The organism is Pseudomonas sp. Marseille-Q5115, from assembly GCF_916618905.1.
Lineage (GTDB): Bacteria > Pseudomonadota > Gammaproteobacteria > Pseudomonadales > Pseudomonadaceae > Aquipseudomonas > Aquipseudomonas japonica_A.
The window spans coordinates 3,448,976-3,470,671 of the sequence record NZ_CAKAKI010000001.1 but is presented as its reverse complement, the minus strand read 5'-3'; the positions used below and the strand labels follow the sequence as shown (position 1 = coordinate 3,470,671).

The window sequence follows — 21,696 nt, the reverse complement described above, 5'->3', positions numbered from 1 at the left end:
TCGCGTGACCGGCCGTGCACCGCTATGATGCCAGCCGGTCGCCCTTCCATAAGAGTTCAGCCATGAAGCTTTCTACCGCGCTCTGTTTCGTGTTTGCCAGTACTGTCTCGTCCCTTACCTGGGCCCATGCCCACCTGCAAGCGCCTAGCCCCGCCGAGGGCTCTACTGTCGCCGCGCCTGCTGAGTTGCGGCTTACGTTTACTGAAGGCGTGGAGCCGGCCTTCAGTGAAGTGACCTTGACCGACAGCACCGGCAACAGCACCAAGGCACAGGTGCACCGGGCGGACAACAATACCGCGGTGCTTGTGGCAACCCCTGCCACCCCGCTTCATGCCGGCAGCTGGACGGTGCACTGGAAGGTCGTGTCCGTGGACACTCACCGTAGCGAGGGGCAGTACACCTTCAACGTCAAATAGCTGCAGCGTAGCCAGGTAAAAAACCTGAACCGTACGGCGATCGTTCCGTCTGAGAAAGAGTGAGGCGCTTTGCGCGCACCTGTCTGTCACTCATGAAAGGACGATCCGTATGAACAAGAAGCTTAAAGCCGGCATTTGTGGCGCATTCCTGTTGCTGGGGGCTCACACGGCCTTCGCGGCGGATGCCGAAGACTTCGTCGATGACGCATCGGCAAAAGGCATCGCGGAAATCGAAGCGGGCAAGCTGGCGGAGCAGAAAAGCCAATCCGCTGACGTGAAAACCTTCGCCCAGATGATGATCAAGGATCACACTGCAGCCAACGAGAAGCTCAAGGGCATCGCCACGGCCAAGAAGCTTGAAGTAGCTTCTGACGCGGAATTGATGGACAAAGCCAAGAAGATGATCCTGGACATCCGTGAGGAGTCGTTCGACAAGTCCTACGCCAATAACCAGGTGAAGGCACACGAACAAACCATTGAGATCTTCCAGAAGGAAGCCAACGAAGGCAAAGACCCGGAACTGAAGGCCTTTGCCAAGGAAACCCTGCCCAAACTCGAAGCTCACCTCAAAGCCGCCAAGGAATTGGCCGCCAAGCACGGTGGCGATGCTCACTAAGCACTGAGCGCTTTAGCCAAGGCGAAGTTCGCGAAGTATCATTCGCGAGCTTCGCGAGCTTCGCCCACTCCCCCCAGACTGCTTTACAACCACTCCTGCACAGCACCCACCAGCAGCTTCACGTTCAGCACCACGATAATCCCCGAGATCACCCAAGCCACTACCGCCAGGCCCCGGCCTGCGACCAGTGCGCCCATCTTCGAGCGGTCGGTAACGAAGCGCACCAGAGGGATCACAGCCATGGGCAACTGCATGGACAGAATCACCTGGCTGAACACCAGCAACTGGGATGTGCCGCGCTCGCCATACAATGCCGTGACGATTACCACAGGGATCACCGCCAAGCCGCGAGTGAGCAGCCGCCGGGCCCAATCGGGAATGCGCAGGTGAAGGAAGCCTTCCATCACGATCTGGCCTGCCAGGGTAGCGGTTACCGTAGAGTTCACGCCCGATGCCAGCAGAGCGATCGCGAACAAGGTGGAAGCAATGCCGATACCCAGCATCGGCGAGAGCAGTTCGTGGGCTTTTTCGATGTCTACCACATCCGTCCGCCCAGCCGAGTGAAACACCGCCGCAGCGGTGATCAAGATCGCCGCATTCACAAACAGCGCCAGGCTCAAGGCTATGGTGCTATCGGTTACGGCCCAGCGCAGGCCTAGGCGTTTGCCGGCATCGGTACGCTCGTACGCACGGGTTTGCACGATCGACGAATGCAGGTAAAGGTTATGAGGCATTACCGTCGCGCCGATGATCCCGATAGCCAGGTACAAGGCTGCGGGGTTGGTAACGATTTCCTTTTGTGGGATAAAACCCTGCAGCACCGCACCGATTGGGGGATGAGACATCACCATCTGGGCGGCAAAGCACACGAAGATCAGCGTAAGCAATGCCACCACGAATGCCTCGAGCCAGCGAAACCCACGCTGCATCAGCAACAGAATCAGGAACACGTCCAGCGCACAGAGGATTGCGCCCCATATCAACGGAATATCGAACAGCAGCTTGAGCGCAATGGCCGTGCCGATGACCTCAGCCAGGTCGCAGGCAATGATTGCCAGTTCACAGGCCAGCCATAGGGCGATACGTACCGGCTTGCTGTAATGTGCCCGGCAAGCCTGGGCCAGGTCCATGCCGGTAGCGATGCCCAGGCGCGCCGCCAAGGCTTGAAGCACAATTGCCATCAGGTTGGACAGCAGGATGACCGACAACAGCATGTAGCCAAACTGCGAGCCGCCTGCCAGGTCGGTAGCCCAGTTGCCTGGGTCCATGTACCCCACGGCTACCATATAACCAGGGCCTGCAAAGGCCAGCAGCCTACGAAGCCAGCTGCCGTTCTGTGGAATGCGGATGCTGGCGTTGAGATCCCCCATGCTGGGCTGCGCCCCTACGCCGAAGCGGCTCAATAAGGCCGGCTCGCCATCATTGGCACGGAAATTCGGTCGGTCTTCGGGCTCCGCCACAGTTCAGCTCCAACGAGATATAAAAAAGCACTAGGGTATGAACCCTGCGGACGCCGAGCGTTCACGCCCGATACCACTGTACCTCAAGCGCTGGTATTCGGCGCGCGCTGGCTCATACCGCCCGCAGCGTTGGGCCATGCACCGTCGGTCCGCTCAAAAGTCCGTCACTATTGGCCCAGGCTGCAATCAGGCCGAGTAAATGCTTAATCCATATGCAACTTTCGCTTATCGGTCAAAATAGCAGCCTGATCTGGCCGGACCGTTTGTCAGCTTCGTTTCGGTTTTCGAAAAACTTATTCGTACTGCCTGCTTCCATAACTATGTAGCGACCCACATCCAGGAGGATATCGCCATGGCAGTAAAGAGTAAGAACGCTGGTAACTTTGCAAACAACCCGACCCGCGCCGCTGAAGCCGGGCGAAAGGGCGGAAGTGTTTCAGGTGGTAATTTTGCCAACGACCCAGCCAGGGCGGCGGAAGCCGGTCGCAAGGGCGGGAGACGTAGCCATCGGGGTGCTGCCAAGAGCGGTAGCACGACACAAAGCTGAAAGGAGGCGCTGAATACTGCTTCTGATTCAAACGCCACTTGAACTTGATGCTGGCCGTGGTTGTGAACAAAAGTTTTACATGGCCGGGCAGTGAGGGAGAGTGGCATTTTATTCACTGGCAAACAACAGTCTCGATAGCGGGGCGCTTTACTTACACGACATTATTTAACATGCAAATAGCCGGATAGTCTTCGGTACTTCTGGCACAAACATAGAGGTATCAGCGATGACCAACCATCACAAACCTTCCTATGGTTCAACCGATCCCTATAATTCCAGCCACGGCGGCAAAGGCACGCCGGCTCCGGTTGATGTCAAGACCGACCGGGCCGAGAAAGCGCGCATTGGCGGCCAGCACAGCAATGGTGGTACCCGTCGGCGCGGTGACGGTTGAAGCCGCCGGTTCAGTATTGAATTGCCAGGCCTTCGTTCAGCACTGGCCTCATGCGACGAATGGCACGCGCAACGGTGAGCTTCGTCGCATTGGAGGATGGCGGATCCAACCTGAAAACATCTACCCTTTCTGTATTGCCGTTGTAACAGGGAGGTCGGTCAATGAGTTTGACCAGTGTTGTGGCCCTGAAACCCCCACCTGCGGTGGGGGAAGAAGGAATCGATAAAGTACTGCGGGCCCTTCGCACGCATTTGGACATGGACGTTGCTTTCGTTTCCCGCTTTCGCGAGAGAGACCGCGTATTTACCCATGTAGACGCGCGGGGAGTTTCACCGCTGAAGGCGGGTGACGTGCTGCCCCTTGAAGCGGGTTATTGCAAGAAAGTGGTGGATGGTCGGCTGCCTCAGCTTATTCCCAACACGGCGGCTTTGCCCTTGGCCATGGCTATTCCTGAAACGCGCGCCTTGCCGATTGGCGCGCACATCAGCGTTCCGGTGCGCCTTAGCAATGGGCGGTTGTATGGCACCTTGTGCTGCTTTTCAGGCTACGCGGACACCAGTCTTGGCGAACGTGACCTAAGCATGCTCAAGGTATTTGCCGAATTGATAGCCGATCGCCTTGAGGTCGACCAGCAGGCGAAAGACGAGCGCTTGCGCAAGCATCGCGTCATCTGCGCCGCGCTGGCAAAGGCTCAACCCAATGTGGTGTATCAGCCGATCGTTGACCTTGCCCGCGGGCAGATCTGTGGTTGGGAATCCCTGGCACGCTTTACCGACGAACCCATGCGCAGCCCGGACCTTTGGTTCAGGGACGCGGCCGAAGCCGGGTTAGGGCTAGAGATGGAACTGCGTGCCGTCGAAAAAGGCCTCGCGGGGCTGACCCAGCTGCCGGCTGGCCACTATCTTTCGCTCAATTGTTCGCCGCAGCTGTTCCTGTCCGGGCGCCTGGCGCGCGTATTGGCAACCTGTGACCCATCGCGGCTTGTGCTCGAACTCACGGAGCATTCGATCGTTTCCGACTATGGCGCCCTTGTAGCGTCCATCGAACCGTTGCGTTCGAGGGGCTTGCGCCTGGCAATCGATGACGCAGGTGCTGGCTATGCGAGCATGCGCCATATCCTTCAGTTACGGCCCGACATCATCAAACTGGACATGGCGCTTACCCAAGGCATCCATGGCGATTCCCAGCAGCGTGCCATGGCCTCGGCGCTGATTGCCTTCGCGCGGGAAACGAACTGCAGCGTGGTGGCGGAGGGCGTCGAAACCCTGCCAGACCTGCTGACCCTGCGTCGCCTTGGCGCCGACAAGGTCCAGGGCTACCTCACCGGGCGGCCCATGCCGTTGGCCTTGGCAACCCTTTGGCAAGTGCCGCGCCTGCCAGAGTTGTCCGACCCCAAGGCGCTCTGAGCCCCGCTCGCCATCGCGGGCAAGTGCCGCGAGCCCTGCAAGGTCTGCCAGTGTATAGTTGCGTCCTGTACACATCAGCGCTTGCAGGTCTTGTCCATGTCTCACATTTCCGAACGCTTGCTGGTCCAGGCCCACCTGGATGCCCGCCAGCCCGTGGCCCTTACGCCTGTCGAAGAGGCGGAATATCGGCGCGCCATCGCGGCAGAACTGAAGGCGCGAGACGCAGTGCTGGTCGCGCACTATTACTGTGATCCGGTGATCCAGGCCTTGGCGGAGGAAACCGGCGGGTGTGTGTCCGACTCGCTCGAAATGGCGCGCTTCGGTAACCAGCACAGTGCTAGCACCGTTCTGGTGGCGGGTGTGCGCTTCATGGGTGAAACCGCAAAAATCCTCAACCCGGAAAAGCGCGTGCTGATGCCGACCCTGGAGGCTACCTGCTCGCTGGACCTGGGCTGCCCGGTGGAAGCATTCAGCTCGTTCTGTGATCAGCACCCCGACCGCACCGTGGTGGTGTATGCCAACACTTCCGCGGCGGTCAAGGCGCGCGCCGACTGGGTGGTGACCTCCAGCTGCGCCGTGGAAATCGTCGAAAGCCTGATGGACAACGGCGAGAAGATCCTCTGGGCGCCGGATCGCCACCTCGGCAGCTACATCCAGAAGCACACGGGCGCTGACATGCTGTTGTGGGACGGCGCGTGCATTGTTCACGAAGAGTTCAAGTCGCGGCAGCTCGAAGATCTCAAGGCGTTGTATCCGGAGGCGGCGGTGCTGGTGCATCCCGAATCGCCGGAGGCCGTGATCGCCCTGGCCGATGCAGTAGGCTCCACCAGCCAGCTGATCGCCGCGGCCCAGCGCATGCCCAACCCTACGTTCATCGTGGCCACGGACCGGGGCATCTTCTACAAGATGCAGCAGCTGTGCCCGGATAAAACCTTCATCGAAGCGCCTACCGCAGGTAATGGCGCCGCTTGTCGCAGTTGCGCTCATTGCCCATGGATGGCCATGAACACGTTGCAGCGCACACTGGAGTGCCTGCGCGAAGGCACCAACGAAATCTTCGTGGACCCGGCACTCATCCCCCAAGCCATCCGCCCGCTCAAGCGTATGCTCGACTTCACCCAGGCCGCGCGCATGCGGCTGGCGGGGAACGCGTAGGGGAACACTACCACCCCGCTTTCTTCACCAGCGCATCGCGCAGGGCGGGAGCTTGCTCGACCCAATACACCGGCTTGCCGCCTATAAGCGCGGCGGCCGGGATGCCGTCCTGATACGCCAGCCGGTTGCCTGCCAACGCGGGAACGCGGGTTCCAGGCAGCAAGGTGCCGACCAGGTTGAGCGGGTCTACGGCACTAACGGCAATCACGCTGCCATCGAGCGGCCGGCGACGCACTTCGCGTAGCAACGGAATGGCTTCGGGCAGCGCGAACTGTTCCCCCGAGAGCCCGGCCACAAAGCGCCCGCCGCGCACTTCACCCCGCGCCTCGAGCCGGTGCAAGGTGCGCAACAATTCCCGCCAGCTGGGCAGCCAGTCCGCTTCACGCTCCAACAACCGCCAGAACACTACGCCATAACGGCGCAGCAAGGTCATTGCCAGTTGCTCCAGCTGTTCATTGCGCGGGGGCGGGGTGCCCGGGCGGCGGAGCAGGGCCCAGCGCCCGGCATCTTGCATGCCGCCGATGAAAGCCCCCATGCCGCGGCGGCTGCTGCGCTGCTGACGGCTGCTGGCTGGCGTGACCAGTGCACGCAAACCCGCGAAACTGTCGGCATTCACCAGCCCGGCGGCGACCAGCTCGGCTAATGCATTTTCCAGCTCAGTGCGCAGCAACCGGGCTTCGTCCTGCAGTTCATCGAAAAACAGCGCGCCGTGCTCACGCAACGCATCCAGTACCCTCTGCGCCCTCGGGCTGGGTTCGGTGGGGCTGGCGTCGTCGTGGGCCAGTGCTTGCCACAACCCCAGGCGGGCCCGTGGCAGCAGCATGATAGGTGTGCCTCGCAGGGTGGTACCGGCGCTCTTGGCGCCGTTGGCACGCCGTAACCACAGCGTTTTACCCGACCGGCAGGCTTCGTCGAGCCAGGTAAAGCTATAGCCTTTTACCCGGGCCGGCAGCAGGTCGCTTTCCCAGGCGCTTACAGGCGCGCTATACCCTTCGAATTGAGCCAGCACCTGCGCGAGCGCCGCGCTGCCGTCCATGCGCGTAGCGGTGGAAAGGTGCTGCCAATCGAACAGGAACCGAACGAAGTCTTGCAGGGATACCGGTTCGATTTCCCGGCGCAAGCGCTTTACGGTATAGCGATGGATGCGCGCCAGCAAATGCCGCTCGCACCATTGTTCGCCTTCCACGTCTGGACGAAACTGGCCGCGAAGCACATAGCCTTCACCTTCCAGCCGCGCCAATGCCTGCTCGGTCGCATTCAGGGGCAGCCCCATGGCGCCGGCCAGGTCGCTGCCGCGCAAGGGGCCGAATCCGCTCAAGCGGCTGCGCACCAGCTCCAATTGCGCGTCTTCTACTGCCCAGGTGTGTTCGAAGCCGGGAAGGTCTTTCAGCTCACCGGGTATCGAGCCGCCCGGATAGGCAGCGCGCACGCAGGCCAGCCGCTCACGGGCAAACCACAGGTGCAACCCCCCGTCGGTGATCAGTTCACCTGCTCGGCCGGTGCTGGCCAGGGTGCTCAAGCAGGCGGGCCAGTCCGCGCCCAGCCGCGCTTCGGCAGTTGCCACCACGCCCAGGGTCATCAATGCCTCGTGCATTTCGTCCGGGTTGCGCGGTTGCGGCCATGCTTCTTCGCTCACGGCGCGGATCGCGTCAGGGTCCAGCGCGCCGAGGTCGTCGGCCGATTCCGGGTCGGTCCACCGGCGGCTGAGTACCGCCTGGGTTCGGCGCTCCTCCAGGGGAGCATCGTCCAGAAAGGCATAGGGCCGGGCATTCAGGATGGCCGCGGCTAGCGGGGAGGGCGAAGGGAGGTCGCGGCTGATCAGTTGTACGTCACCGGTCTCGATTCGCTGTAAAAGGTGCAGCCACGCCTCGCTGTCGAGGGCTTCGTGAAGGCAATCGTCCAGGGTTTGGCGAACCAGCGGATGGTCGGGGATTTCCCGCTCGCCCACAATGTTTTCCAGGCAAGCTATCTGGTCCGGGAATACGTTGGCGATCAAGTCCTCGCTTTTCATGCGCTGCAGCTGTGGCGCGACCTTGCGGCCACCGGTGTAGCGCGGCAGCGCCAAGGCCGTGGCCGCGTTCCAGCGCCAGCGCACGCCGAACAGCGGAGCGTCGAGCAGGGCTTGTATGAGGATGGCCTCGGCAGTGGCGCTACGCAGGTAATGCCACACCTCTTCAAGGGCGAAACTATGGCTGGTGGACAGCGACAGCACGATGGCGTCCTCGCTGGCGGCCGCTTGCAATTCGAAATTGAAGGTGCGGCAGAACCGCTTGCGCAGCGCCAGCCCCCAGGCGCGGTTGAGCCGGCTGCCGAAGGGCGAATGAATCACCAGCTGAGTACCGCCGGACTCGTCGAAAAAACGCTCCATCACCAAAGTATTCTGGGACGGCAGCGCCCCCAGCGCCTGGCGGGTGCGCCCCAGGTAATCCAGCAGTTGTTCGGTGCTGGCAACGTCCAGCCCCAGCTCCTCGGTAAGCCAAGCCACCAAGGGCGCGTGCTGTTCACCGCTGGCGGCCAGGCGCTCGTTGATCGCGCCCTGCAGCCGGGCAACGGAATGCGAAAGTTCGTCGCTTCGCCCCGGTGCTTCGCCCAGCCAGAAGGGGATATTGGGCGGCATGCCTTTGGCGTCTTCTACGCGCACCCGGCCGCCTTCGACCCGAATGATCCGGTAAGAGGCATTACCGAGCTGGAACACATCCCCTGCCAGGCTCTCGACCGCGAAGTCTTCGTTCACGCTGCCGATATTCAGGCCCTGGGGTTCAAGCACCACGCTGTAGTCGGCGTTATCGGGAATGGTGCCGCCGCTGGTGACGGCGGTCAGCTTGCTGCCACGCCGGCCGCGCAGCGTACCGCTGACGGCGTCCCGATGAAGGTAGGCGCTGCGCAGCCCTTGCCGCGTGTTATAGCCTTCGGCAAGGGTGGCCAGCAGTTCGCGGTAATCGGCTTCGGTCAGTTCGGCGTAGGGCTGCGCCCGGCGAAATAACGACAGCAGGGCATTTTCGTCCCACTCCCTACAGCTCACCTCAGCCACGATTTGCTGCGCCAACACGTCGAGCGGCGCCTTGGGCATTTTCAGTTCATCCAGCTCGCCTCTCCGTACGCAGTCCAGCAAGGCCGCGCACTCGATCAGGTCATCACGGGATGTAGCAAACAGTCGCCCCTTGGGCGTGCCGCCTACCTGGTGCCCGGAACGGCCCACACGCTGCAGAAACGCGGCGATGGAACGCGGCGAGCCAATCTGGCACACCAGTTCGACCTCGCCGATGTCAATTCCCAGCTCCAGCGAGGCCGTCGCTACCAGTACCCGCAGTTCGCCGTTCTTCAGCCGCTGCTCGGCGCTCAGGCGTTGCTCGCGCGCCAAACTGCCATGGTGCGCCGCGACCTCTTCGCGGCTGAGGCGCTCACTCAGGTGTCGGGTAAGCCGTTCTGCCAGGCGCCGTGTATTCACGAAAATCAACGTGGTGCGGTGCTCGCGAGACAAGGCGGCGAGGCGGTCGTAAACCAGCTCCCACACGTCATTGGCCATGACCGCGCCGAGGGGTACAGGCGGTACTTCCAGCGCAAGGTCGCGGGGGCGGGCGTGGCCCACGTCAACGATTTCACAGGTGCGCTCGTGGCCCACCAGAAACGCCGCGACGCGCTCGATAGGTTTTTGGGTGGCCGATAGCCCGATGCGGCGCAACGGCGTGTCGCCCAGCGCCTGCAAGCGTTCCAGGCTCAGTGCGAGGTGGCTGCCGCGCTTGCTGTCGGCCACGGCGTGAATCTCGTCCACGATCACGGTGTTCACACCGCCCAGCAATTGCCGGCCCCCGTCCGAGCCCAGCAGTACGTACAAGGATTCGGGCGTGGTCACCAGTATATGCGGTGCCTGTCGGCGCATGGCCGCGCGTTCTTTCTGAGGGGTATCGCCGGTTCGCACCGCTGTGCGCAGCCTCAAGGGTGGCAGGCCCATCGCCTGCAGTTGTTCGCTGATGCCGGCGAGCGGGCGCTGAAGGTTGATCTGGATGTCGTTGGACAGTGCCTTGAGCGGCGACACATACACCACCAACGTTTGTTCCGGCAGGCCTTCAGGCGTGAGCGCCTGGCGTACCAGTTCGTCGAGCACCGCCAGGAAGGCCGTGAGCGTTTTGCCCGAGCCGGTAGGGGCGGCAACCAACGTGGACCGCCCCGCGCGAATCAATGGCCAGGCCGCAGCCTGGGCCGGTGTCATGGCCGGGAAGCTTTGGCGGAACCAGCGCTGAACGGCCGGGTGGAAAGCGTCGAGGATGCTGTCCGGGACGAGGTCTGAAGGAAGCAGGTTCATGCCTCATTTATGGGGCTGCCGCCCTGCGCTTGCAAGTGTCGGCACCATGGCGCCGACCAGCGTGCACTCAGCGTACCGCGCTGACGCCGTCGAGCGTGGCGAAGGACGTGTCCTTGGCGGTAAGCAGAAAGTCGCGCATGAACGGTGCATCCAGCATGTCAGTGCGAATGGCGGCGTAGAGCGTGGCGTACAGGCCTTTTTCACCAAGGCGGCGCGCTTTCACATAGCCTCGCGAGCTGTATTCATGCAGCGCCCAGTGGGGCATCCCGCACACGCCGCGGCCGCTGGCGACCAGTTGCATCATCATCACTGACAGCTCGGCGGTGCGTACCGCTGCCGGCTCGATGTCGGCGGGTTCCAGAAAGCGCGTGAAGATATCCAGCCGCTCACGTTCCACAGGGTAGGTGATCAGCGTTTGATCAAGCAGGTCTTCCGGTTCGATCCAGGGCTTGCTGGCAAGCGCGTGCTGGTTGGCGACGGCCAGCATGGCTTCGTAGGTAAACAGGGGCACATAGGTGATGCCCGCCAGGTCGACCGGGTCTGAGGTGACTACCAGATCAAGGTCACCTCTGGCCAATGCAGGAAGCGGCGCGAAGGCGAAACCGGAGGCAAGGTCCAGCTCCACTTCTGGCCAGGCATCGCGAAACTGATCGATTGTCGGCATTAGCCATTGGAAACAGCTATGGCATTCGATGGCCATATGCAGGCGACCCGCGGTGCCCCCCGCCAGCCGGGCCATATCCCGCTCGGCGGCGCGCATCAGGGGGAGGGTGGCATCGGCCAGTTGCAGCAAACGCAGCCCGGCGCTGGTAAACCGCACAGGTTTTGTCTTGCGCACAAACAGCGACATCCCCAGACGGTCCTCCAGCTCTTTGAACTGGTGCGAGAGGGCGGACTGAGTGAGGTGCAGGCGTTCGGCGGCTTCTACCAGGCTGTCCGCTTCGCGCAGGGCCTGGAGGGTTTTGAGATGGCGAATTTCAAGCACAACGCACCATGAGCATATTTCCGATTGATCGCATTTCGCATGAGTTTGTGTCATGCGGGGGAAATTGTCACGGGCGTCCTTGGGAAACGCGCCCTGCCAGAACAGGGCGCGTGTGCTTCACGCGAACAAGGGCTCGAACAAGGCGGCCGCGAGCCGCCGGCTGATTTCTCCTCGCCAGATAGCGGGTTCGCCTGCGGGTGCCGTGGCCAGGTAACGCTGCGCTGGTGTTTTCAAGTGGGCCGCCTCGAAATCGGCGAAGCGAGGCTCAGCCTTGCGGTAGTGGAAGTGCGCGTAGAACAGCGGCTTTCCGCTGTCCCGATCCAGTATTTCGTATTCCTGCAGCCAATTGCGGTTGCGTGGCGTGGTGCCCGATGCTTGCAAGCCCTCTACCCTGCGAATGGTTGCTTCACCCTCACCCACCAAATATTCTAGTATCCCGCCAGTAGGGGCCTGCGAGGCTTTGCAATGCGCGATCCGGGCCTGCCTGCCCTCAGCGCGTAACGCATTGGCCTGCTGCTGCAGCCGTTGCATGAGCGGGCCGTACTGCGCTTCACCTGCGTCTTGCAGCTGTCGCAGCCGAAACTCCAGGTCCTGACTTTCACCGATATAGAGGTCTTCGAGGTCTGCGGCTAATGTGCTCGGGCGATGGTAACGCCGCAGCCGCAGCCGCAGCGCCGGCAACTCCAGAAGGCGCGCCTCGGCCTGTTGAGCCAGAACGCTGACATCAGCAACCGGTTGAACGGTATCCCAGGCCGGTTGCTGCTCCGATCGCACCCAACGCTGGTCGGGTTGGCGTATCCATCGCTCGGGGTTCTCGTTGAGCTGCCGTATTACCAGCACATCTGGTTCGCCTGACACGGGCTCGCCCACGAGCAGCAGATTGTCCGCTTCGAACAACCGACGGCGGTCAGGTGTGGGCGTTCTGGACGCCTGTATCGGGGCCGCCGGGGTAGCGTCATGGATTTTCTGTAATTCTTCCAGCAGCAGCTCGCAATAGTGAAGGTCAAAATGTTCCGGGTAACTGACGGTAAGCCGGCGTACCGTGCGCATCAGGGCCTTGGTGCTCTCGCGTAGCTGGGCTTGTAGCCGCTGGCGCTGCTGGGGCGTTAGATTCAAAGAGCCCGTGTTATAGGCAGAACGCGCAAGGCGGTCGAAACGCTCTCTGGCCGGTCGATAGGCTCGGCGCATATACAGCCAGGAAGCCAGGCTGGGGTTGTCCCGGGGCGACAGATCCAGCAGAAGCGCCAGGCGTATCAGCGTGCCATGGCGCCCCGCGAGCATCTGGCGAAGTTGATCCTGGGATTGGTGCAGCCTTCGCCGATGCTCTTGGAGGCTTACGCGCCGCTGCCATATCGAGGCGGCTTCCAGGCGCTGGTCGATCTGGTTGGTCAGGTCCAGCGTTTCGCCCAAGGTAACCTGAATGCGCCGGGAGTGAGTAATCACCGTATCGACGCTCAGCGGGACCGTGCCAGCTGCATCGAGCAGGCGGGTCACTTCCGCTCGCTGGGAAAACGCGAGATCTGTCAGTCGATCAGTTTCGGCGAGTGCCACCCTGATGGACGACTGGTACCTTGAGCACAGGGTGGCTGCTACCTGGCTTTGATCCTGTTCGAATTCAGCCCGTCGCCGGCCATGGCTCAGTACGCGAAGCGCTTCGAGAGTTTCGTGATAAGTGGTGGCTACCTCGACGAACCGGTCGGTTGCTGCGAGCATCGCTCGGGCACTGGCAGGTGCCTGGGGCGAACCATGCACCGCTTGATAGGCTGCAGCGGCTTGCTTGAGCTGGGCATCGCTTTGTATGGTGGCACGGCACCGGTTTTGGCATTCACTAAGTAACTGCTGTTGCCGACGAAATTGAGCGTCAGTCCACCAGCGCGGCAGCAAGCGCCGTAGAGTGTCCGGCCATAGCGGGTCGAGCCGGTCCGCCAGGTAGCCCTGCACGCCACCGCCGCCCCGTAGGCCACCCTCGACCAGGCTGCCATACAGTTGACCATGGGTTTGCCAGCAACCACTTTCATCCAGCGCCACCGGCTGCCGATAGCTGCGGGTGCGGGTTTGCTGTAGCCGCCAGGTTCGGTAGGTTGCATCCCACTCTACGGCGTAGGTGGTGCTGCCGCGCAGGATGAAGTCGCCCTCAGGCTCACGGTACACTTCGCGCCAGCGACCCTTGGTACCCGGCTGGGATGTCAGCGCCGTTAGCCGTTCATAGCCAGCGAAGGCCTGGTCTGCATGCCGCGCGTTCCACTTCGATAGTTGCCGGAAACGCCCCGCGCCGGGCAAGCCTTGGCGCAGTTGCCGCGCCCTTGCCGTCGCCGACAGGCTGGCCGAGCCTGAGCTCAGGCCGGCCGGGGAAAAATCGAACAAGACGTCGGTAATGGATAGCAGCACCGAGCGTGTCGCCTCAAGGCCTTTCGTGCTTTCACCGGATGCAAAGGCACGGCCCGCTTCGATACCGGCTTCGACCGCATCGGCCAGTGCAATCAGGCTTCCCACGAAGGGCACAAAACCCAGTGCCATACGAATGTAACTGACCGCCGTGCCCCGGCTCTGCAGAGCGTGCTCGAACACACGATCGGTGTTGGATACCGAACTGTTCCTGTGCGCGGTAATCGTGAGGCCCAGCTCCGCCAGGTATTGGTTGGCAGTGAGCGATTGCGATGTGGGCCAAGGCCCCCGGAATTCGATCAGCCGATGGTAGCCGCGCGCTAGCGCCTGGCTGACCTTGCTTTCCAGCGCACGCGCGTCGCCTTCGAGCGCCCGACCGCACAGGTAACGGCGCAGCGTCGTGTCGATGAACAGATCTTCCAGCGCCTCGGTCGCGGCCTTCAGGGTGGAATATTGGCTGAACCCGCAGCCGTCCGGCGCCTGGGGCAGGTACAGCACTGCGGTGTCGGTGGCCCGGTCGTGAAGTAAAACGACCCCCGCCAGGGGGCTGCCATGGCTATGGCTGCGCTCATCGAAAACGGTCAGCGCGGCGGGACGCATGGTGATGTTCAGCCCTTCGCTTGCCCAGGCGTCAGCGGTAGTTGCATGAAGCGCAACGCGTACTATGTGTCGGCCCCGCGCATCGAGGCGACGCTGTTGCCAGGCAATCAGCTCGTGCATCTCGAGCATCAAGGCATACGGCTGATACAGGGCTTCACGTTCCTCAGCGAGCGCCGAAGATTCGCCCGCCTGTAGATAGGCGTCAGCGAGCAAGCGTTCATAACCGCCAGCCACGTCCAGATCGGGCAAGGTCTGGCGCAGCCATGCCAGGGTTATTGTCCCCTTGATGAGGTTGGCTTGAGGATGATGTTCAGGGGTGACGCCCACTTCGAGAAATTCGAGACGCTCGGCCATTGGCTCATCGATTTGTATGAGGGCCAGATCCTCCAGCGATAGCTGTTCGGTCTCTACAGAGGGGCGCGCCACCGAATGTATCGGTGTTCCGGGGCCCGCAGCCCCGCTGATCAGTTCGCCCACCCGGATCACGCGCATAGGTAGTGTGAGCGTTACGTGACAGGGTGCGGTGAGGTCAAATTCCCGTTCCAATCGTTCACGTAACCTGTGCTCGACGTACGCTTGACGGGTAGGTAGCGTTCGACGTAACAAGCGTTCGCTGGCCTCGAGCGCGGCCGTATACCGGATGATCAACCCGGCAAGCTCCGTGCGTACATTTGCCGGGGTGCGGTCAAGCCATGTTCGGGCCTCGTCTCCCAGGCGCAGCGATCTGCGGACTTCCTCTGCCCGCGTCAAGGCCAACAGGCGGGGAGGGTTGAGTGGGACACAAAGCGTGTCCAGCGCTTCGAGCCGCGTGCGCTCAAGCGCTCCTGTGTCGTCTTTCGCACCAAAGGTGTGTGCGGCACGAAGGGCTGCAAGCTGGTCAGTCAAAACTTCGTTGAACGCCGTCCAGCTTGCGGGGCGAAGCTTGACTCGGCGGTTCTCGTCGGCGCCCAGGGCGTTCGCCAACGCGTTCAATACATCCCGGCTGGTGTCGTGGGCGGTCCACCCACCATGAACGCCAAAACGGTAAAGCAATACCCTTGGTGCCTGGGAAAAGTCGGTCAATGCCGTCAGGGTGGTCAGCGTGATGGCGCCTGCCCAGCTAGCGTGCTGTTCCCCGTCATCGACCGCGACCTTGCCCAGCAAGTAGGCCTGCGGGGGCTCGCGTCCGTCGAGCAAAGGCTGCAAGCAGTAAAGGATTGCGCGGTATTCGTTGTCGCTGAGTGTGCCAAGCAGGTGATTCAACCGGGCCTCTGCCATGGCACCTGCCAGCTGCGTTTCTCGGTACGCGCGGTTGGTCGCAGTCGCGTCTGACAGGTGATCGAGCGCCAGCAACCATTCGACGTGCTCACGGCTTTGCTCATGCAAGCCCTGAAGGTCAGTGCAGGCTGCGACCAGAGCGTCCCAGGCGCTGACAGAGTCCGCCTCGTGCCCAGGGTCGAGTCGTTGCTCGATCAGATCGTGCCATTGGTCTACACCCGTCCATAACGTGGGAGGCACAGACGGGCTGTCGTCAATGGAAGGGATAACCTCGAAAGGGTCGATCAGGGGATCGGGGGTGAGCGTAATGGGCATGGGCTGGCTCCACTGAACAGGGAGCCGACATTCAAGCGGGCCGCTGGTATTTGCCGGTGTTACTTAGTGCTTGGCTCACGATGCGCTTCGGTAAGGCGATATTTCTTGACCTTATCGAACAGGGTGGTCTTGGCCATGCCCAGAACCTGGCTGGCCTGAGTAAGGTTGCCACCGTTGGCATTCAGCGCGTCCTCCAGAAGGCCCCGCTCGAAAGCCTCCACAGCTTCGGCAAAGTTCAACCGAGAAGCCTGTGCATGGCCGTGCTTGAACAGCGGCAACCCCAGCGCGTGGCGCTCAGCCACATTGCGCAGCTCGCGCACATTGCCTGGCCAGCTGTGAGCGGCAAGCGCCGAGAGCGTGGCGGGCGTCGCCGGCGGTACCTCGCGGTCGAACCTCAGCGCGGCCTGGCGCACGAAGTGGTCGAACAGCTCGGGTATGTCCTCACGTCGTTCACGCAGCGGAGCGATGACAAGGGTGACCACATTGAGCCGATAGTAGAAATCGCTGCGCAAGTAGCCTTCGTAATTGCCATGAACCAGGTCGGCCTTGGTAGCTGCCAGTACACGAATATCCACGTCTACAGGCTGGTTGGAGCCGAGCCGCTCCAGGGTTCGCTCCTGCAACACGCGAAGCATCTTCACTTGAAGCGGATCGGACATGCTTTCCACCTCGTCGAGAAACAACGTACCGCCATCGGCGTGTTCAACCTTGCCTATGCGCTGCGCATTGGCACCGCCAAACACATGAGCCTCATGGCCAAAGATTTCGCTTTCGAACATCGGCTCAGGCAACGCCGCGCAATTCAAGGCAACAAAAGGCTGGGAAGCGCGTCGGCTGAAATCATGCAGGCAGCGGGCAACCAGCTCTTTCCCGGTACCCGTCTCGCCCACAATGAGCACATTGGCCGGGGTGTCGGCCACATTGCTGATGGTTTCACGCAGGCTTCTCATGGCTGCGGAACCGCCGATCAAGCGTTGGTCCAGTGCTTCGCGGCCAGCAAGCCTGCGGCGCAGCGACAACACTTCAAGCGCCAATGCCCGTTGTTCCAAGGCTCGCCGCACCACCTCCACAAGCCGCTCCGGAGAAAAGGGCTTTTCCATAAAGTCGTACGCGCCCTGGCGCATGGCGTTCACTGCCAAAGGGACATCGCCGTGCCCGGTGATCAATACCACCGGAAGGTTGGCGTCGATTGCCTTCAGCCGCGCCAGCAACTGAAGGCCGTCCATGCCCGGTAACCGGATGTCACTCACTACCACGCCCTGGAAATCCGCCCCTACCCGCTCCAGCGCGAGCTCCGCGCTGGCCACGCCCTCACTGGGGATGTCCTCAAGCCCCAGTGCCTGCTGGCAACCCAGCAATACATGAGGGTCATCCTCGACGATCAATACGCTCAAAGCTGCGTTCATGGCTGGGCGTTCCCGGGCTGTGCGTTGTACAAAGGCAGAATGAGGGTGAAGCTGGCGCCAGGGGTTACCTCGGTGTCAAGGCGCAGTTGGCCGCCGGCGGCTGCGGCCAACTGCGCCGAAAGCGTGAGCCCCAGGCCAAGCCCCTGCTCGCCGGGTTTGGTAGTGAAGAAGGGTTCAAACAGGTGGGCGCGGCTCTCGGCATCGATACCGGGGCCATTGTCGCTGACGGTGAGCTGATAATGCGTTTCCATGATCTGCCCTGTTATGTCTATTCGCGGGGCCGTTTCGCCCTCGAGTGCATCGAGTGCATTACCGATCAGGTTGATAAGGATCAGTTCAAGTCGCGTCTGGTCGATGCTCACTTGCGCCGATTCGAGCGTGCAACCCAGCGTCAACGGGCGCGCCTGGAGGCGCTGATCCAGCACGCCGCGGGCCGTGTCCACCGCGACGTCAACCTGGGCGCGGCCGCTGTGTTCACTGCCCCTGGCGAATGCTCGCAGGCTGGCAATGATCCGCCCAAGGCGATCAACCAGGTCGTTGATGGTGTGCAGGTTGGTGCTGGCGACGTCAAGGCGGCCCCGCTCCAGAAAACGTACCGTGTTTCCGGATAGCGTCCGCAATGCCGCCAGGGGCTGGTTCAGCTCATGGGCGATACTGGTGGACATCTGGCCAATCGCCGCGAGTTTGCCGGCCCGTACCAGATCGTCCTGGGTGCGGCGCAATGTCTGTTCGGCGTGGCGACGTTCGCGAATCTGTTCCTTGAGCCGTTCGTTGCTGTTGCGCAGGTCCTGGGTGCGATCGGCGATTCGCTTTTCCAGCAGGCTGTTCGCCGCCTCCAATGCTTCGCGCGCAGCCAGGCGGGTAGCGATTACCTTGCGTCGCTCGTTGCGAGCAATCAACACGATCGCCATCAGGGCAAAAGCAATTGCGGCCAGAAAGCCGTGGATGATGGACTCCCGTCGCTGGTCCTTTAACGGCGTGAGCAGCGTCATGCGCCAACGCGTATCTGTGATCGACAGGCTTTGAGCAAGGTAGCGCGCGGGGCGTACATGGCCACCGCCGTCTTCCCGATTGAGTGTAAGCCGCTCGGCTCCAGCGCTCAGCGGCTCGCGCTCGAGCGGTTGCAACTCGCTCAGCGGTGCCCAGTAGTACTGCAGGCTGCGGGCCAGGCGTTCACGATGCTCGGCATCCAGCGGCTCTACCGACTTCAGCCGGCGAGTGGCGTCGCTGGACAGGATGATGATGCCGTTCTCGTCACTGACGAAGGCTTCCAGCCGGGCTTTTTGCCAGCGTGCTTCAAGCGCGTCAAGGCGTACCTTGACCACCGCCACCCCAATCAATGTGCCGTGGTCTCGTAGCCCATGGGCCAGAAAATAACCCGCCTCCCCGGTGGTGCTTCCTACTCCATAATAGCGCCCGGGCCGTCCCTCGATCGCATCCTTGAAGTACGGGCGGAACGACAAATCCTCCCCTACGAAACTGTCTTGCTCACGCCAGTTGCTGCTGGCGACGACATGGCCGTGAAGGTCCATCAGGAAAATGGCGCGGCTGGCGCTGCGCGCCTGCAGCCCGCTCAGGTAAGCATTGACTGTCTGTTGCCCTTCAGGAGTAGGGCTGGTGAGCAGATCCAGAACGCTGCGCTCGAGCTCCAGCACGCTGGGAAGGTAGGTGTATTTATCGAGCTCGCTTTCGACTGCGCGGGCGTGAAGCTCCAACTGGCGAGCGCCGCTGTCCGCCTGGTTGCGCAAACCGATGGCTTCGCTCAACAGGTAGCCGGCCAGGCCGATCACGGGAATAGCCAGGGCAGCCAGTGGCAGCAGCAGCCACCGGCGAATGAATGGGGTAATCACGGCAGCGAGGATGGTATTGGCAAGCGGGGCGCCATTTCAACACAGGCACACCCGCCCGCCAATGCTGGCGGAGCTCAATGGCTCAGGCGGCGCGGTGGTTGCCGTTGCTGATAACCGCCCGAGCCAGGTAGTTCTCGAGCCCCTGCTGCGCGGCGTCGTCAAGGAACAGCCCCAGCTTGGTCCGCCGCCAGAGGATGTCCTCGGCCGAGCGCGCCCATTCCTCTTGAACGAGGTAATCGACTTCGCGGCTGTAGAGGCCCTCACCAAACAGCTGGCCCAGGTCGGACAAGCGCTCGCAGCCTTCCAAAAGCTTCCAGCCGCGTGCGCCATAAGTGACGGACCACCGCGCAGCCAAGGCGGCTGGCAACCAGGGTGCGCGTGCCTGGAATGCCTCGGCCAGTGCCTTTGGCGTGGTCATGCCTTCACCACCCGGCAATGGCGCGTTGACGGTCCAGCCCGCGCCCATTTCAGGGAAGAAGGGCTTGAGCTGCGCCATGGCCGACTCCGCCAGCTTGCGATAAGTGGTGAGCTTGCCGCCGAACACGGACAGCAGCGGCGCTTGGCCGGGCTCGTGGCTCAGAGCAAGAGTGTAGTCGCGGGTGATGGCCGATGGGTTATCGGACTCGTCGTTGCACAATGGGCGCACCCCGGAATACGTACGCAGGACGTCTTCGGCGGTGAGCTGATGCTTGAAGTGGTCATTCACCACCTTAAGGATGTAGTCCGTTTCCTCGCGCGTGATCGCAACCTTGGACGGGTCCCCGGTGTACTCGCGATCGGTGGTCCCGATGATGGTGAAGCGATCAAGGTAAGGAATCGCGAACACGATGCGCTGGTCAGTGTTTTGCAAAATGTAGGCGTGCTCGCCTTCATAGAGCCGCGGGACAATCAAGTGGCTGCCCTGGATCAGGCGAATGCCGTAAGGCGAGGTCAGCTTGAGGTCTTCCCGGATGAAACGGGCGACCCAAGGCCCCGCAGCATTCACCAACGCCTTGGCACGAACGGTGTAACGCTCGCCGTCGGGCCCTTCGAGCTGCACTTCCCACACGCCATTGTTGCGTTGCGCCTGAACGCAGCGGGTACGCGTGCGTACATGGGCGCCGTGCTCGCGCGCGGCGATGGCATTAAGGGCTACGAGCCGAGCGTCATCTACCCAGCAATCGGAGTATTCGAACCCGCGCTTGAGGTCGGCCTTGAGCGGGTTTCGTGGCCCGAAGCGCAAGCTGCGTGAGGCCGGCAGCTTTTCACGCTTGCCCAGGTGATCGTAAAGGAACAGGCCCGCGCGGATCATCCAGGCCGGCCGCAGATGCGGCTGATGGGGGAGCACAAACCGCATGGGCTTGACGATGTGCGGCGCCTTGGCCAGCAACACTTCACGTTCAGCCAGGGCTTCTCGCACCAGGCGGAATTCGTAATGCTCCAGATAGCGCAGCCCACCATGGATCAGCTTGCTGCTAGCTGATGACGTATGGCTGGCCAGATCATCCTTTTCGCAAAGGAACACCGACAGCCCACGGCCAGCGGCATCCGCGGCGATGCCCACGCCATTGATACCGCCGCCGATCACCGCAACGTCGTAAAGGGTTTCGGTCGAAGCTGAGGTATCGGGCATGTGGGCCTCCAGGCGGATTCGAAATTTATCCGAACATCAAATGTTCATTTTCGAAAATGGTAGCCCAACATTCGCGCAGCCGCTACCCACTGATGATTGAAAATCTTCATCGGGTGAGCGGAAAACAACAATTATGAAAATGCGCGGAACCTTTGGCCGGGGCCGAACTTCACACCACGTCCAAGCGCACCTTGTGCTGGTTGAGCTGCTGAACGAGGGCCGGGGCTGGCGCGCTGTCCGTCACCAGGCAGTCGATCAGGGCGATCGAGCCCAGCCGTACCATGGCATTGCGGCCAAACTTGCTGGAGTCCGCCGCGAGGATGACCTGGCGCGCGTTGGCGATAATCGCTTGGGAGACCCGTACTTCCTGGTAATCGAAATCCAGCAGGCTGCCGTCTTCCTCGTCGATGCCGCTGATGCCTACCAGTGCGTAATCCACCTTGAACTGGCTGATGAAGTCCACGCAGGCCTGGCCCACCACGCCGCCGTCACGCCTTACGGTACCGCCGGCCAACAGCACCTCGAAATCCTCTTTTCCACTGAGGATGGACGCCACATGGATGTTGTTGGTGATGATCTTCAGCTGGTTGTGGTTGAGCAAAGCGCGGGCGATGGATTCGGTGGTGGTACCGATATTGATGAACAGCGAGGCGTGGTCCGGGACCTGAGCCGCGATGGCTTCGGCGATCCGTTGTTTTTCATCGCGCATCTGGTCGGCGCGCATGGCGTATGCAGTGTTTTCGATGCTGGAATCGTAGGCAGCACCACCGTGGTAGCGGCGCAACAGCCCGCCCTCGGCGAGCTGGTTGATATCCCGGCGAATGGTTTGAGGCGTGACCACGAACAGTTGAGCCATCTCTTCGATGCTCACGTAGCCGCGCTCTCGCACCAGTTCGATGATCTGCTGCTGACGGGGGGGCAGGTTCATGGGAAGTCCTTGTCGCAGTAACAAAATTTTCCCATGATGCCGCAGCGCCCCCCGGTTTCGC

The 21,696-nt window shown here is 61.9% G+C and carries 13 protein-coding genes and 1 pseudogene; 6 read left to right on the top strand and 8 right to left on the bottom strand.

Features of this window, described 5'->3' with window-relative positions:
- Positions 1 to 62: 62 nt before the first annotated feature.
- Entirely contained in the window at positions 63 to 416 is a 354-nt protein-coding gene (copC, locus tag LG385_RS15850) for a copper homeostasis periplasmic binding protein CopC (protein WP_225775062.1), read from the top strand.
- A 109-nt stretch (positions 417 to 525) separates the two neighbouring features.
- Positions 526 to 1,032 (top strand): DUF4142 domain-containing protein, encoded by a 507-nt coding sequence (locus tag LG385_RS15845; protein WP_225775061.1) that lies wholly within the window; start codon positions 526 to 528, stop codon positions 1,030 to 1,032.
- Positions 1,033 to 1,115: 83 nt separating this feature from the next.
- On the opposite strand, the gene LG385_RS15840 is transcribed toward LG385_RS15845, so the two are convergent.
- Positions 1,116 to 2,402, bottom strand: coding sequence for an Nramp family divalent metal transporter (locus tag LG385_RS15840; protein ID WP_318781423.1), 1,287 nt, complete (start codon positions 2,400 to 2,402; stop codon positions 1,116 to 1,118).
- 460 nt (positions 2,403 to 2,862) lie between these two features.
- Between LG385_RS15840 and LG385_RS15835 the strand changes: the two are divergent.
- The 4 genes and pseudogenes from LG385_RS15835 to nadA all read left to right on the top strand — a co-directional run.
- Positions 2,863 to 2,997, top strand: a pseudogene (locus tag LG385_RS15835) (general stress protein); the annotation flags it as partial.
- 268 nt (positions 2,998 to 3,265) lie between these two features.
- On the top strand, positions 3,266 to 3,433 hold the full coding sequence (locus LG385_RS15830) for a general stress protein (protein ID WP_225775059.1): 168 nt from the start codon (positions 3,266 to 3,268) through the stop codon (positions 3,431 to 3,433).
- 161 nt (positions 3,434 to 3,594) lie between these two features.
- Positions 3,595 to 4,839, top strand: coding sequence for an EAL domain-containing protein (locus LG385_RS15825; RefSeq protein ID WP_225775058.1), 1,245 nt, complete (start codon positions 3,595 to 3,597; stop codon positions 4,837 to 4,839).
- Between the two features lie 96 nt (positions 4,840 to 4,935).
- Entirely contained in the window at positions 4,936 to 5,994 is a 1,059-nt protein-coding gene (gene nadA, locus LG385_RS15820) for a quinolinate synthase NadA (RefSeq protein WP_225775057.1), read from the top strand.
- Between the two features lie 7 nt (positions 5,995 to 6,001).
- Here the strand turns inward: nadA and LG385_RS15815 are convergent, their stop codons facing one another.
- From LG385_RS15815 to LG385_RS15785, 7 genes are all read right to left on the bottom strand, one after another.
- Positions 6,002 to 10,297, bottom strand: coding sequence for a DEAD/DEAH box helicase (locus tag LG385_RS15815; protein ID WP_225775056.1), 4,296 nt, complete (start codon positions 10,295 to 10,297; stop codon positions 6,002 to 6,004).
- A gap of 67 nt (positions 10,298 to 10,364) precedes the next feature.
- Positions 10,365 to 11,282 carry a transcriptional regulator MetR gene (gene metR, locus LG385_RS15810; RefSeq protein WP_225775055.1) on the bottom strand — a complete coding sequence of 306 codons (918 nt, stop codon included), beginning with the start codon at positions 11,280 to 11,282 and terminating at the stop codon, positions 10,365 to 10,367.
- A gap of 117 nt (positions 11,283 to 11,399) precedes the next feature.
- On the bottom strand, positions 11,400 to 15,839 hold the full coding sequence (locus LG385_RS15805) for a hypothetical protein (protein ID WP_225775054.1): 4,440 nt from the start codon (positions 15,837 to 15,839) through the stop codon (positions 11,400 to 11,402).
- A 59-nt stretch (positions 15,840 to 15,898) separates the two neighbouring features.
- Complete coding sequence (locus LG385_RS15800; protein WP_225775053.1) at positions 15,899 to 17,245, bottom strand: sigma-54-dependent transcriptional regulator; 1,347 nt, start codon at positions 17,243 to 17,245, stop codon at positions 15,899 to 15,901.
- Positions 17,242 to 19,107 carry a sensor histidine kinase gene (locus LG385_RS15795; RefSeq protein ID WP_413247384.1) on the bottom strand — a complete coding sequence of 622 codons (1,866 nt, stop codon included), beginning with the start codon at positions 19,105 to 19,107 and terminating at the stop codon, positions 17,242 to 17,244. The genes LG385_RS15800 and LG385_RS15795 overlap by 4 nt, the downstream gene beginning before the upstream one ends.
- 70 nt (positions 19,108 to 19,177) lie before the next feature.
- Positions 19,178 to 20,707 carry a glycerol-3-phosphate dehydrogenase gene (glpD, locus tag LG385_RS15790; RefSeq protein ID WP_225775051.1) on the bottom strand — a complete coding sequence of 510 codons (1,530 nt, stop codon included), beginning with the start codon at positions 20,705 to 20,707 and terminating at the stop codon, positions 19,178 to 19,180.
- 169 nt (positions 20,708 to 20,876) lie between these two features.
- Positions 20,877 to 21,635, bottom strand: coding sequence for a DeoR family transcriptional regulator (locus tag LG385_RS15785; protein ID WP_181117282.1), 759 nt, complete (start codon positions 21,633 to 21,635; stop codon positions 20,877 to 20,879).
- Positions 21,636 to 21,696 lie beyond the last annotated feature (61 nt).

Bases quoted from the DNA above. Each gene is read 5' to 3' on its own strand.
- LG385_RS15785 (WP_181117282.1), bottom strand. From the start codon at position 21,635: ATGAACCTGCCCCCCCGTCAGCAGCAGATCATCGAACTGGTGCGAGAG.
- LG385_RS15840 (WP_318781423.1), bottom strand. From the start codon at position 2,402: ATGGGGGATCTCAACGCCAGCATCCGCATTCCACAGAACGGCAGCTGG.
- LG385_RS15800 (WP_225775053.1), bottom strand. From the start codon at position 17,245: ATGAACGCAGCTTTGAGCGTATTGATCGTCGAGGATGACCCTCATGTA.
- LG385_RS15805 (WP_225775054.1), bottom strand. From the start codon at position 15,839: ATGCCCATTACGCTCACCCCCGATCCCCTGATCGACCCTTTCGAGGTT.
- LG385_RS15825 (WP_225775058.1), top strand. From the start codon at position 3,595: ATGAGTTTGACCAGTGTTGTGGCCCTGAAACCCCCACCTGCGGTGGGG.
- LG385_RS15830 (WP_225775059.1), top strand. From the start codon at position 3,266: ATGACCAACCATCACAAACCTTCCTATGGTTCAACCGATCCCTATAAT.
- glpD (WP_225775051.1), bottom strand. From the start codon at position 20,707: ATGCCCGATACCTCAGCTTCGACCGAAACCCTTTACGACGTTGCGGTG.
- nadA (WP_225775057.1), top strand. From the start codon at position 4,936: ATGTCTCACATTTCCGAACGCTTGCTGGTCCAGGCCCACCTGGATGCC.
- copC (WP_225775062.1), top strand. From the start codon at position 63: ATGAAGCTTTCTACCGCGCTCTGTTTCGTGTTTGCCAGTACTGTCTCG.
- LG385_RS15815 (WP_225775056.1), bottom strand. From the start codon at position 10,297: ATGAACCTGCTTCCTTCAGACCTCGTCCCGGACAGCATCCTCGACGCT.
- LG385_RS15845 (WP_225775061.1), top strand. From the start codon at position 526: ATGAACAAGAAGCTTAAAGCCGGCATTTGTGGCGCATTCCTGTTGCTG.